Genomic DNA, 12,544 nt, shown 5'->3' on the forward strand with positions numbered 1-12,544 from the left:
AAGGTTTTATGTTGTTTGGTTATTAATGATCGATGGCCTGGATTCGTTGCCGTGATGAATTGTTCCGATGAATAAGCACCACCGCATGTCCATGATTGTCGTGTGCGGCGTTTCGCTGGCGCTGGCCGCCTGCGAATCGTCGACGCATGGCGACGCCACGCCCGCGGCGCCGACGCCGACCGCCGCGGCCGCGCCGACGGCGAGCGCGAGCGGAGCGGCCACCGAAACGGTCATTCCGGCGGGTTTTTCCTCGTACGCCAGCGAATCGATCGGCGACGGCAGGCAGTGCGTGGTCGGCGCGGCGGTGGACCAGGACGGCATGAACCAGAAGCCGGTGGTCTACATCGAACAGACCTCGGGCAAGCCGGTGTGGACGCGCACGCTGGAATTGCCGAAAGACACTTACCAAAGCCGCGCAACCCATTGCCTGCACCTGGACGATGCGTTGTACGTGTTGCTGCAATCGGACACCCAGCCGCAGCAGTCGCTGTCGCAGACTTTGTTGCGGGTGGTCAAGCTCGATGCTGGCAACGGCGCGGTGCGCGGCGGCGGCGATGTGGAGGTGCCGGGCGCGCAGGACGCGTACTCGGCGGTCGTCGCCGAAGGCGCGCAGCATCTGCGCTGGAGCGACGATCAGCTGATCGTGGCGGGGCAGTATTTCCTGCTCGACACTCCCGATCAGCGCATCGATTTTCAAGCGCAGCTCAAGGCCGACCTGGGCCGGTAAGGCGAACCACTCATGATCCGACGGAAGCTCAAATCGATGAAGCGCAATCAGTTGCTGTTGTTGTCCTCCTTGCTCGCCTCGCTGGCGCTGGCAGGCTGCGAAGTCGCATCCAAGGGGCCGCCGACGGCGCCTGCCACTCAGGCCGCCGCGCCTGCGACGACGACCCCGGCTGCAACCCCTGCGAAAACCGCGATCGCCTGCCCGTCGCAGGACTTCGAGGTTTTCCTGAAAGCCTTCGCCGACGACGTCGAAGTGCAGAAGGCGCACACCCAGCGGCCGCTGCAAAGCGAAAGCGTGGATCCCAACGCCGATCCCGAGCCCAAGCAGGTGACCGCGATGCTCGACGGCGATGCGCTGAAGTTCCCGGTCATGCCCAGCAGCCAGACCCAGAAGAACGACGGACTGGTCCTAAGCCAGACCGAATTGAACGGCGACAAGCAAGTGATGCTGGCCAAGCCCGATACCGACTATCAGCTGTCGTTCTTCTTCCGCAAGGGCGAGTGCTGGACGCTGTACCGCAAGCGCGACGATTCGCTCTGAGCTGAGGGGACACCGATATGTCGTACCAGGACATCATGAACGTGATTCTGCCGCCGCAGCAGGGGCGTTCGTCGCACATCACCGGCCACTACGGCGAGCATCGCGCGAGCGGTCCGCACGGCGGTTCGGATTTCAATTACGTCGGTGGACAGGCCGGGGTCAATCTCGAACATCCCTCGATCCATTCGCCGATCGCGGGCACGGTCGAATTCGTCGGTGGCCGTTACGGCACGATTTCGATTCGCGATGCCGAAGGCAACCGTCACCAATTGCTGCACACGCAGAGCCAGTCGGTGGTCGAAGGCCAGCGCATCGAGGCCGGCGCGGTGATCGGCACGATGGGCGGGCGCGGCCCTAACGGCGAGGCGCAGTACGCCCAGCACGTGCATTACCAGATGAAGGATCCGCAAGGGCGCAACCTCAATCCGGAAGAGTTCTGGAACCAGCGCCAGACCACCGGCGCGCGCAGCGCGAACCAGGCCGGCACCGAACAGCACAAGCCCAACGACGGCGTCATGCACGCCGGCGAGCGCGGCCAGGACGTGCGCGCCTTGCAGGAAGGTTTGAACCGGCTCGGTTATCGCGACGGCGAAGGCAAGGCGCTGACCGCCGACGGCGATTTCGGCGAACGCACCCGTCAGGCGGTGCAGGCGTTCCAGCGCGAACACGGGCTCAAGGACGACGGCGTGGCCGGTCCGAAGACCCTGGAAGCGATGAAGCACGCGGCTCCGCGTCAGGACGATCAGGGCAAGTTGCTGTCGAGCCCGAATCATCCCGACCACGCCATGTACAAGCAGGCGGTCGACGGCCTGGAGAAGCTCGGGCCGCAGGCCGGGTTCCGCGATCACGCCCAGCTCGAGCGTGCCGCCGGCACCTTGACCTACGAAGCGCGCATGAGCGGCATGAACCGCATCGACCACGTCGTGCCGAACGTCAACGGCAGCGGCCTGTTCGCGGTCCAGGGCGGTCTCAACGATCCGGCGCATCAGCGCGTGTTCGCCGACAAGGATCAGGCGATGAATCAGTCGATCGAGCAGTCCTCGCGGAAATTGCAGCAGGACGCGCCGAAGCTGGCGCAGGCGCAGCAACAGCAGCAGGAACAACAGCAGGCGCAGCAGCAGGCGTCGCCCAAGATGAGTCTGATCTGAGTCTGATCTGAGCCTGATTTGAGTTTGATTTGATGGATTCGATCTGAGTTTGGAACCGGCGCGATCGCAAGATCGGGCAGGACGGCAAGGAGAGCGGCGCACGGATGCGTCGCGGCGACAGATTCTGGAGGCCTCGGCGCGGTTGGTTTCACCGTAACGCCCGATGTGGATGCAGGTAGCGAGTTCGTTTTGGAACCGACCCCGATCGCGAGATCGGATCGGACGGCAAGGAAAGCGGCGCACGGATGCGTCGCAGCAACTATTCAACGGGCAGCGACGCGGTACGCGTCGTTGCTCAAGCGACAGCAGGATCGACCGACGTGGCGACGGATGCCGCGGCCGACGAACCTGGTCGGCGTTGCAGGAACCGGATCGATCGCGAGATCGGACCGGACGGCAAGGAAAGCGGCGCACGGATGCGTCGCGGCACCCATTCAACCGGCAGCGACGCGGTACGTGTCGCTGCTTGATCAACAGCGGGATCGATCGGCGCGGCGACGGATGTCGCGGCCGGCGAACCTGATCGGCGTTGCAGGAACCGGCTCGATCGCGAGATCGAATCGGACGGCAAGGAAAGCGGCGCACGGATGCGTCGCGGCACTAATTCAACGGGCGGCGGCGCATAGGGCGCCGACGCTTCGACAGCTGGTCCGAGCCGGCGCCCGCAACCATCGGTGGAGGCGGTCGTCCGGTTCGGCTTGAGGGCTTCGCAGGCCATGGACGGCTTGGCAGTCGCTGTGGAGCCCTGGACAAGGAAGTCGCTGCTCCTCCCGCAAGGGCGGGGTGGGCACGGCAGGCTCGATCGCTAGGGAGATCGAGCCTGCCGCTGCCGCTTTATCGCCGCTTCGACGGCGGCCGGCGGGCAATGTGGCATCGGGTAATCGGGTATATACAGGTCGGTGAGACCGGCAGGCGTGGCGGACACGCGGCCGGCGTCGCCCACGAAACCAGCGGAGGGTCGCAGCGATGAACGCCAATCCACCCGATCAACATCTGGGCATCGGCACCGGGGCCACCAGTCAGACCCTGGACGATATGCGCCGCGGCGAGCAGCGCAACCTGCTCAGCAGCCCCAGCCATCCGCAGCACGATCTGTTTTCGAACACGCGCGTGTGCCTGGACAGGCAGGACATGGCGCGTCAGTACAGCAGCGGCGAACGCGACAACCTCGCCGCCGCGCTGGCGCTGGAAGCCGCGCGCGGCAATCACGGCGTCGACCACGTCGTATTCAGCAAGGACGGCGCGCGCGCGTTCGCGGTCGAGGGCGACCCCGATTCGCCGAGCCGGCGCATGAGTTACGTCGACGCCAATCAGGCGGCGAGCCAGTCGATGCAGCGCAGCAGCGAGCAGTTCGCCCAGCTCAATCGCGAGCAGGACCTGCTCGAGCGCCAGCGCGAACAGGAACAGCGCCAGGGCGGGACCCAGGCGCAACAGCAGGGCGAGCGCAACGAACGCGAGCAATCCGCGCCGGCGCGCAGCCTGTTCAAGGACAAAGACTGATACCCGCCGCGCACCCGCACCCCGGCGCGCGACCCAGGAGGCTGCAATGAACGAGTACCAGCACCACGTATTGACCAAGGGCCGCTACCAGATCGTGGCCCTGACCGACGAGGCGTCCTTTGATCCCAACGACGTCTACGCCTATGCGGTGATGTCGTCGTCGGGGGTCAAAATGCGCCAGGAACTGACCCTCAGCGACGCCCAGATCTGGCTCGACGACTGGATTGTCAGAGAAATGATCGCCAGCGGCGGCGCCGGCCCGGATATGATGGCGCCATCGCGCCCGGCGGAGTCTTCCGGGCTCCGGGCAGGCCGGAAGCGACGCTGACCGACAGCGGGTTCGGGGACACAAGCAGGAAACAAACGTGAAAGGGAAAGCGATTTTCGCCCTGGTGGCGCTGGTAGCGGTGGCCGTCGCGGGGACGTATCTGTCGGGATACCTGACGTTGATGTTGATGAAGATCGACACCGCGGCGTTGAAGTGGAACACCTACCTCGACTACCTCAAGGTGCTCGACGTTCCCCAGTACAAGCCCTATGCCGGCAAGATCAAGGCCGGCGGCTTCATCGGCTACGGCCTGCTGGTGGCGGCTTACCTCGGCCTGTTGTTCCTGATGTTCAAGCCGGCCAAGAAGTCGATCCACGGCGACGCCCGTTTCGCCAACGGCGGCGACCTGAGCAAGAAGGACATGTTCAAGTCGACCCCGACCAGCATCGTGGTCGGCAAGTACAACGGCCAGCTGGTCCAGCTCAGCGGCCAGCAGTTCGTGATCCTCGCCGCGCCGACCCGCTCGGGCAAGGGCGTCGGCATCGTGATCCCGAACCTGCTCAACTACCAGGGCTCGATGGTGGTGCTGGACATCAAGCAGGAAAACTTCGACCTGACCAGCGGCTGGCGTTCGCAGCAGGGCCAGGAGATCTTCCTGTTCAACCCCTTCGCCGAAGACCGCCGCACCCATCGCTGGAACCCGCTGACCTACGTCTCGGCCGATCCGGCGTTCCGCGTGTCGGACCTGATGAGCATCGCCGCGATGCTGTATCCGGACGGCTCGGACGATCAGAAATTCTGGGTCAGCCAGGCCCGCAACGCCTTCATGGCGTTCACCTTGTACCTGTTCGAAGCCTACGACGACGCGAACAAGGTCGGCTTCCCGTTCGGCACGATCCCGACCCTGGGCGCGGTCTATCGCTTGTCTTCGGGCGACGGCAAGAGCGAACTCAAGCCCTTCCTCAAGGGCCTGTCGGAGCGTCCGTTCCTCAGCTCCAACGCGCGCTCGGCGTTCGCCAACATGCTGTCGCAGGCCGATGAAACCTTCGCCTCGATCCTGGGCACGTTCAAGGAACCGCTGAACCCCTGGATCAACCCGGTGCTGGACGCGGCCACCGCGACCGACGATTTCCTGCTGACCGACCTGCGCAAGAAGAAGATGACGATCTACGTCGGCATCCAGCCCAACAAGCTGGCCGAAAGCCGCCTGATCATCAACCTGTTCTTCAGTCAGATCATCAACCTCAACACCCGCGAGCTGCCGCAGAACAACCCCGAGCTGAAGTTCCAGTGCCTGCTGCTGATGGACGAATTCACCTCCATCGGCAAGGTCGACATCATCGCCTCGGCGGTGTCGTACATGGCCGGCTACAACATCCGCCTGCTGCCGATCATCCAGAGCATGTCGCAGCTCGACGCGACCTACGGCAAGGACATCTCGCGCACCATCATCACCAACCACGCGCTGCAGATCATCTACGCGCCGCGCGAACAGCAGGACGCCAACGACTACTCCGACATGCTCGGCTACACCACCGTGCGCAAGGAGAACATCACCCGCGGCAAGGACATCTCGCGCAGCGAATCGGAAGAACGCCGCGCGCTGATGCTGCCGCAGGAACTCAAGGCGATGGGCTTCGATACCGAGGTGTTCCTGTACGAAGGCATCCCGCACCCGGTCAAGTGCGACAAGATCAAGTACTACCAGGACAAGATGTTCACCCAGCGCCTGTTGCCGAAGGTGACGGTGCCGATGCTCGACCTGAAGGTCTGATCGGGGCGATTGCCTGACCTCGAACGCCGCCGCGATGGCTCATCGCGGCGGCGTTTTGGTTTATGGGCAACTCAAAACCGGATCACGACCCGAATCGTCGGCGGCGTCATAACGATGGGTTCTGAGCACAGGCCGTCGACGCGCGCTTTTTGGACGCGCGACCTGATCCATCGCGCCGGCCGCGCGGCATAATGCGGACTGCACGTACGTCAGGCCGACCCGCCATGAAAGATCTGCGTATCTCCTTAGTCCAGGGCGCGACCCGCTGGCACGATCCGGCCGGCAATCGCGAGTATTACGGTCATCTGCTCGCCTCGCTGCGCGGCATCACCGACCTGGTGCTGCTGCCGGAAACCTTCACCAGCGGTTTCAGCAACGAAGCCATCGGCAACGCCGAAACCATGGACGGGCCGACCGTGGCCTGGATCCGCGAGCAGGCCGCGCGGCTCGGCGCCGCGGTGACCGGCAGCGTGCAACTGCGCACCGACGAGGGCGTGTTCAACCGACTGCTGTTCGCCACGCCCGACGGCGAACTGCGGACCTACGACAAGCGTCATCTGTTCCGCTACGCCAAGGAACACGAACGCTATGCCGCCGGCCGCGAGCGCCTGACCGTCGAGTGGAAGGGCTGGCGGATCTGTCCGATGGTCTGCTACGACCTGCGTTTCCCGGTGTTTTCGCGCAACCGCTTCGATGTCGAGCGCCCGGGCGCTTTGGATTTCGACCTGCTGCTGTACGTGGCCAACTGGCCGTCGGCGCGCGCCTACCCGTGGAAGACCCTGCTGCGCGCGCGCGCGATCGAAAACCTGTGCTACGTCGCCGGCCTCAACCGCGTCGGCGACGACGGCAATGGCCTGCACTACGCCGGCGACAGCGCGGTGATCGATTTCCTCGGCCACGCGGTGAGCGAATGCACCGACGAAGAAGTCGTGGTCACCACCACCTTGCAGGCCGCCGAACTGGCCGCGCACCGCGAGCGTTTCCCGGCGATGCTGGATGGGGATCGGTTCGAGCTGGCGTGAGCGATCTGTCGGCTCACACGCGAATGAGCCGAGAGGTCTTTTGTGGCAGGGGCTTTAGCCCCGACGCTCTCCGCTCAGTTTGCGAGACGCTTCATCGCTCCCGGGCCAGGTAATTGCGCGGTGATCGCAACCTTGCGCTTGCGCCCACGGATCGCATTGCTTGGCTGAACTCGCTGTAGGAGCGCTGCAAGTCGCGACCGCGGAATCGCGGATACGTCGTCAGCGCGATGTCGCGGTCGCGACTTGCGGCGCTCCTACAGTCGGCATCCGGCAGAACCGCGATCAATTGACCCGGTCGTGAACCTGCAACCCCTGCGCCGCATCGCTGGCGTCGTAACGCACGGTGACGCTGCGGCTGGGCTCGCCGCCATGCGCCGGACGCACCAAGGTGGCGCGCACCGAGCCGTCAGGTTGGTCTTCGCGCGTCAGCCCTTCCACCGGTTCCAGGCAGGAGGCGATCCGGTAGGTGTCGTTCTTGCGAACTTCCAGCTTGTCGTTCAACGCCAGCCAGATCAGATCGGTTTCCACGCCCTTGCCGCAGGGGCCATCGGCCGGGCCGGTGCCGCTGCGCGAATCGACCGAGAGCAGGAGGTAACGCTCCTTGCCCGGGCCGGAGTCGGCGATCAGGGTCTGGCCCTGGATCGGCCCCTTGATCGAGGCGACCTTCCACAGCAGCAGGGGCTTGCGCTGCGAGCCGACGATCGCGACCACGTCGCGATTGCGCGAGTCGGGTTGCAGGCTCAGGCCATTGACCGGTTCGGCCTGAGCGATGGACAGGCCCGCGAACAGACAGGCGGACAGGACGAAACTGGCGGGCGCGGTGAGTGTCTTCATCCGCCGAATGTACGCCGTCCCCGAGCCGCGCGCGCGAGCCACCGCCAAAACGACGCATCGCCGCCAAGTTTCAATTGCGGTTCTTGCCCTTGAGGCAGTGGGGCTGAATTTGTTCCGGCCCCTGCGAATCGATGCGGCGGGCTTGGCGGCTCGACGCGCGGCCTCATGAACCTTAAGGCCGCGCCACCTGCCTCAGTACGTCTCCGACGAGCGCGGCGCGCGCGCCGGCTCATCGCCTTCGCGCGAGCCGCGCTTGTGGAAATACACCTGCTCGGCGGCCCAGCGCAGCGGCGCCGAATGCAGCAACAGATCGAACGGCCAGTCGAACTGGAAACGGTCGAAGGCCCAGCGCAAGGCGCGCTTGCGACGGAAACGCGGCGCGCTGTCGCGGGCCACGATTTCCGGCGCCGGCCCGTGGCCGAGCGCGTGCAGCGCTATCGCCTGGCCCAGGGTTTCGCCGTGCGCCCAGGCCGAATGGATGCCGCCGGCGGTGACCGGCGAGACGATGCCGGCGGCGTCGCCGGTCAGCATCACCCCGTCGCGCGCGAGCGGAAACACCGGGCCGCCGCAGGGGATCAGGCCGGCGCGGGTCGCGCTCGGACGCAGTTCGGGGTCCAGTCCGACCGCGGCGCCGACGCGGGCGAGGAAGCCGTCGATATCGGGCACCCGCGCGCGCTCGGGGTCGTGGCGCAGCGCCAGGCCGGCCTGCACGCCGGTCGGGTTCTGCGCGATCCAGCCGATGTAACCAGGCGCGTAGCGTTTGCTGACGAAGCAGTGCAGGGCGCCGGATTCGGGCAGCGACAGGCCGGGGAATTCGTATTCGATGCCGTAGAGGAATTCGCGCGTGCGACCCAGCCCGGCGCGCTCGGCGACGCGCGACTTGGCGCCGTCGGCGCCGACCAGGAAGCGGCAACGGCCAATCCCTTCGATCCGCCAACCCTCGCCGTCGCGCTCGGCTTGAGTGAACGATGCGCCCAGGCGCAGATCGACGCCGTGGCGGATCAGTTCCTGCGCCAGCCAGCGCATCAGCCGCGGGGTATCGGTGGTTAGGAAGTAATAACCCGGCGCGCTCAACGCCATGCTGCGCAGGTTGGGCGAGTACAAGCGCACGCGTTCGACCCGATGCACGCAGCCGGCCGGGGCGCGGCTCAGCCAGGTCTGCTCGGCGGCTTCCTTGACCACGATGCCGGTGGTGCGCAGCTTGTCGCCGAGATCGCGCTTGCGCTCGAGTACCACCACGCGCAGTCCGGCACGCGCGGCGGCCAAGGCGCAGGCGGCGCCGGCGAAGCTGGCGCCTACGACGACCAGGTCGCAATCGTAATGGCCGGTATCGGAGTTCATGGGCGCGCCTTGTCGTGGGGGTTGGGGCGCAGTTTGGGAGGGCAGTACGAAGGGCGTATGGGGGCTGTGTGAAGTGTGTGGCGGTCGCGCGCATTTACCCCTTTATACGCATGCGCCTTTGCTGTTCCCCCCTTTGGAAAAGGGGGGTAGGGGGATTCGCTTTTACGCTACCTGGGGGCCTACAGCGCAGTTACAAAAAATCTCTGAAGCTTTGAAGCAAGGTCAAAAGCTTCCGCCACTAAAGCGGCGGGTTACTTTCTTTTGTCTGAAGCAACAAAAGAAAGGTAACCAAAGAAAAATGCTTTGTTTTGAATCAAGGGCCCGCACGATCGGTGCTGACGCAGGCATGCGCCACACGAGACATCCTGTCTCGGTGGCGCACGGCGCACNGTGTGCGCCGCCCTTCGGGTGAGCTTTTGCTAACGCGAGCTACATGCCTCGCAGCGCTGGAGGCGATGAATCAAATGAGGATCAAGGCCTCGCGGCTCAGCTTTTGCTGTTCCCCCCTTTGGAAAAGGGGGCTGGGGGGGATTCGCTTTTTGCCGCAAGTAAAAGCTAATCCCCTCGCTCTGGTTAGTGCGTCGAAACAAACCTGAGTCGGCGCGTGCTTCCTTTTTCAAAGCGGGCAGTGGTTTGCGCCGCCTGGTTTCGGTCTGGTGCGGATCACGATTCATGCTGGGATGCTATTTTCTATTTTCTATTTGCTATTTGCTATTTGCTATTTGCTATTTGCTCAGCGCGAATGCATCGATCGCCATCCTCAACGAAGCCAAGGCCGCATCCGGAGTCGCATCGCAGGCCGCGCGCACGATCGCGCCGTCCACCGCGATCGCCAGCGCCTGCGCGCGTGCGTCGCGATCCTCGGTCGCGGGCAGCAATTCGGCGATGCGGGCCTGCATCTGCCGTTTGTGTTCGCGCGCGCGCTGCACGGCTTCGGGCAGCACCTGGCCCAGTTCGGCGACGGTGTTGATGAAGGCGCAGCCGCGGTATTGCGGGTGGGCGAACCATTCGGCCATGGTCGGCAGCAGCGCCGCCGGGTCGGCGCCGAAGCGGTGCAGGGCGCCGTCGAACCAGTTCATCCAGCGTTGATGGCGATAGTCCAGGAACGCCAGGATCAGGTCGTTCTTGCTCGGGTAATGCCGGTACAAGGTCACCTTGGTCACGCCGGATTCGGCGATCACCCGGTCGATGCCGGTCGCGCGAATGCCCTCGAGGTAGAACAGATCGTGGGCGGTCTGCAGGATGCGTTCGCGCGCGGACGGGGCGTCGGTGAGGCGGGCAGCGGCGATCGGTTTTCGGCTCATGGCGCGATCGTAGACCGCTTCGTCTGCCTTTGCCATTCGAAGTAGACAAATCTGTCCACATTGATTTACGTTATGTAGACCGATCTGTCTACATGCCTGAGGAGCCATCGTGGAAACCCGTCCCCCGTTGCCGCCGTTCACGCGCGAAAGCGCGATCGAGAAAGTCCGCCTGGCCGAAGACGGCTGGAACTCGCGCGACCCCGAACGGGTCGGGCTGGCCTATTCGCTGGACACGCGCTGGCGCAACCGCGCCGAATTCGTCGAAGGTCGAGAGGCGGCGGTGGCGTTTTTGCGGCGCAAATGGAATCGCGAGCTCGAGTACCGGCTGATCAAGGAGCTATGGGCGTTCGAAGGCCGGCGCATAGCGGTGCGTTTCGCCTACGAGTGGCGCGACGATTCCGGCCAGTGGTATCGCAGTTATGGCAATGAGAACTGGGAGTTCGGCGACGACGGGCTGATGCGGCTGCGTCTGGCGAGCATCAACGACCGGCCGATCGCCGAGAGCGAACGTCGCTTCCATTGGCCGCAGGGACGCCGGCCGGACGACCATCCGGGCCTGAGCGAACTGGGCATGTAGCCGTTGCTGGGCGGACCGACTGTAGGAGCGGCGCAAGCCGCGACCGCGAATTCGCGACAACGTCGCGTGCGACAAAGTGACGACGCAGGTGTGGATTCGCGGTCGCGGCTCGCGCCGCTCCTACAGGGAGCGACCATGCGACGAGATTGGGGTCAAACGGCGTCCAGGTCCGCATACAACTCACTCGCGACAACGTCGCATGCGACAAAGTGACGACGCAGGCATGGATCCGCGGTCGCGGCTTGCGCCGCTCCTACAGGGAGCGGCGCGGCGCGACGGGAGCGGAGTCAATCCGCGTCCAGTCCCGCATAGACCGCATCGCGCAGGTCGATCGTGAATTCGCCCTGCATGCCTTCGACGGCGGTATTGGTCAGGGCGACCACGCTCAGCCGGCGCTGCGGGTCGACGAACCACGAGTGGCCGTACACGCCGCCCCAGGCGATGGTACCCGGCGACTGCGGCGTGTTGGTGGCGAGCGGGTCGTTCAACACCGCCCAGCCGTAGCCATAGCCCCAACCCGGGTCCAGGCCTTCGATCGGTGCCGGCACCTGCTCGCGCATCATGGCCGCGACCGATTCGCGCCGCAGGATCGCACCGCCGCCCTGGCGCAAGGTTTCGAGCAGGGTCAGCACGTCGCCGGCGGTGCCGGCCATGCCGGCGCCGCCGGATGGATACGACGCGGGGTTCTCCAGGCGGCTCGGCGCATAGCGCAGCAGCCTGTCGGGCAAGGGCAGGATGGCGCCGTCGAGCATGCGCGCGGGCCGGCGCGAACCGTCGGCGGCGACGCCGTCGGTGTACGGCGTGGCGGTGCGGCGGTGATCGGCGATGTGGAAGCCGGTGTCGCGCAACGACAGCGGCGCGGCGATCAACTCCTCGATCAGTTTCGGCAGCGGCGTGCCGGTCGCGCGCGCCATCGCTTCGCCGAGCACGTCGAGCCCGATCGAATACTTGAAGCCCTGTCCCGGCGGAAAGCGCAGCTGCGCTTCGCCAATGCGGCGCAGGTTTTCCTCGATGCCCAGGCCGGGCTGATCGAAGCCGTCGGAAATATCCAGGCGGTCGTAATCGCCGCCGGGCGCTTCGCAGAAGCGATAGCTCAGGCCCGAGGTGTGGCTCAGCAACTGGCGCAGGCTGATCGCCGGCGTGGTGCCGTCAGGTAGGCGCGGGCGGAACTGCGGCAGCCACTGGGTCACCGGTGCGTCGAGGTCGATGCGGCCTTGTTCGGCCAGTGTCATCGCCGCGGCGGCGATGAAGGGCTTGGTGACCGAGGACAGCAGGAAGATCGCGTCTTCGCGCATGAGTCGGTCGGATTCGCGATCGGCCAGGCCGGCCGCGCGGTGGTAGACCGGTACGCCGTCGCGGGCGATCAGCACGACCGTGCCGATCAGTCGCCGCTCGGCGATGGCGCGGTCGATCGCGTCGTCGACGCGGTCGCGCAGGACGGTGGGAGCGGGAGGTTCAAGCGTGGCGACCGACGCGATCGGGGCAGAAGCGGGCAGGTTCATGGGGGAT

At 65.4% G+C, this 12,544-nt stretch carries 13 protein-coding genes; 8 read left to right on the forward strand and 5 right to left on the reverse strand.

The window, feature by feature from the left end:
• Positions 1-85 precede the first annotated feature (85 nt).
• The 3 genes from ASD86_RS17900 to ASD86_RS17910 are packed head-to-tail and all read left to right on the forward strand — an operon-like array spanning position 86 to position 2,415.
• Entirely contained in the window at positions 86-727 is a 642-nt protein-coding gene (locus tag ASD86_RS17900) for a hypothetical protein (protein WP_157476814.1), read from the forward strand.
• A gap of 12 nt (positions 728-739) precedes the next feature.
• The gene (locus ASD86_RS17905; protein WP_056113695.1) at positions 740-1,267 is read left to right on the forward strand and encodes a hypothetical protein; all 528 of its coding nucleotides are present in this window, start codon (positions 740-742) and stop codon (positions 1,265-1,267) included.
• A gap of 35 nt (positions 1,268-1,302) precedes the next feature.
• The gene (locus ASD86_RS17910) at positions 1,303-2,415 is read left to right on the forward strand and encodes an XVIPCD domain-containing protein (RefSeq protein ID WP_235567803.1); all 1,113 of its coding nucleotides are present in this window, start codon (positions 1,303-1,305) and stop codon (positions 2,413-2,415) included.
• A gap of 295 nt (positions 2,416-2,710) precedes the next feature.
• Here the strand turns inward: ASD86_RS17910 and ASD86_RS26915 are convergent, their stop codons facing one another.
• The gene (locus tag ASD86_RS26915; RefSeq protein ID WP_157476816.1) at positions 2,711-3,133 is read right to left on the reverse strand and encodes a hypothetical protein; all 423 of its coding nucleotides are present in this window, start codon (positions 3,131-3,133) and stop codon (positions 2,711-2,713) included.
• Positions 3,134-3,381: 248 nt separating this feature from the next.
• Here ASD86_RS26915 and ASD86_RS17915 point away from each other — a divergent pair, with 248 nt between their 5' ends.
• The 4 genes from ASD86_RS17915 (at position 3,382) to ASD86_RS17930 (ending at position 6,979) form a co-directional block, all read left to right on the forward strand.
• On the forward strand, positions 3,382-3,915 hold the full coding sequence (locus ASD86_RS17915; RefSeq protein WP_056113701.1) for an XVIPCD domain-containing protein: 534 nt from the start codon (positions 3,382-3,384) through the stop codon (positions 3,913-3,915).
• A 46-nt stretch (positions 3,916-3,961) separates the two neighbouring features.
• Positions 3,962-4,243, forward strand: a complete 282-nt coding sequence (locus tag ASD86_RS17920; protein ID WP_056113705.1) for a hypothetical protein — start codon at positions 3,962-3,964, stop codon at positions 4,241-4,243.
• Positions 4,244-4,295: 52 nt separating this feature from the next.
• On the forward strand, positions 4,296-5,957 hold the full coding sequence (locus ASD86_RS17925) for a type IV secretory system conjugative DNA transfer family protein (RefSeq protein WP_235567832.1): 1,662 nt from the start codon (positions 4,296-4,298) through the stop codon (positions 5,955-5,957).
• A 224-nt stretch (positions 5,958-6,181) separates the two neighbouring features.
• Positions 6,182-6,979 (forward strand): amidohydrolase, encoded by a 798-nt coding sequence (locus ASD86_RS17930; protein WP_056113711.1) that lies wholly within the window; start codon positions 6,182-6,184, stop codon positions 6,977-6,979.
• A 282-nt stretch (positions 6,980-7,261) separates the two neighbouring features.
• Here the strand turns inward: ASD86_RS17930 and ASD86_RS17935 are convergent, their stop codons facing one another.
• The 3 genes from ASD86_RS17935 to ASD86_RS17945 form a co-directional block, all read right to left on the reverse strand.
• Entirely contained in the window at positions 7,262-7,813 is a 552-nt protein-coding gene (locus ASD86_RS17935; protein ID WP_056113713.1) for a hypothetical protein, read from the reverse strand.
• A gap of 192 nt (positions 7,814-8,005) precedes the next feature.
• Entirely contained in the window at positions 8,006-9,154 is a 1,149-nt protein-coding gene (locus tag ASD86_RS17940) for an NAD(P)/FAD-dependent oxidoreductase (RefSeq protein ID WP_056113716.1), read from the reverse strand.
• Positions 9,155-9,879: 725 nt separating this feature from the next.
• The gene (locus tag ASD86_RS17945) at positions 9,880-10,458 is read right to left on the reverse strand and encodes a TetR/AcrR family transcriptional regulator (RefSeq protein ID WP_056115093.1); all 579 of its coding nucleotides are present in this window, start codon (positions 10,456-10,458) and stop codon (positions 9,880-9,882) included.
• Between the two features lie 109 nt (positions 10,459-10,567).
• On the opposite strand from ASD86_RS17945, the gene ASD86_RS17950 reads away from it, so the two are divergent.
• Positions 10,568-11,035, forward strand: coding sequence for a nuclear transport factor 2 family protein (locus ASD86_RS17950; protein ID WP_056113719.1), 468 nt, complete (start codon positions 10,568-10,570; stop codon positions 11,033-11,035).
• A gap of 287 nt (positions 11,036-11,322) precedes the next feature.
• On the opposite strand, the gene ASD86_RS17955 is transcribed toward ASD86_RS17950, so the two are convergent.
• Complete coding sequence (locus ASD86_RS17955) at positions 11,323-12,537, reverse strand: serine hydrolase domain-containing protein (RefSeq protein ID WP_082578471.1); 1,215 nt, start codon at positions 12,535-12,537, stop codon at positions 11,323-11,325.
• Positions 12,538-12,544: the final 7 nt, after the last annotated feature.

Source organism: Lysobacter sp. Root690 (assembly GCF_001427785.1).
Classification (GTDB): domain Bacteria; phylum Pseudomonadota; class Gammaproteobacteria; order Xanthomonadales; family Xanthomonadaceae; genus Lysobacter.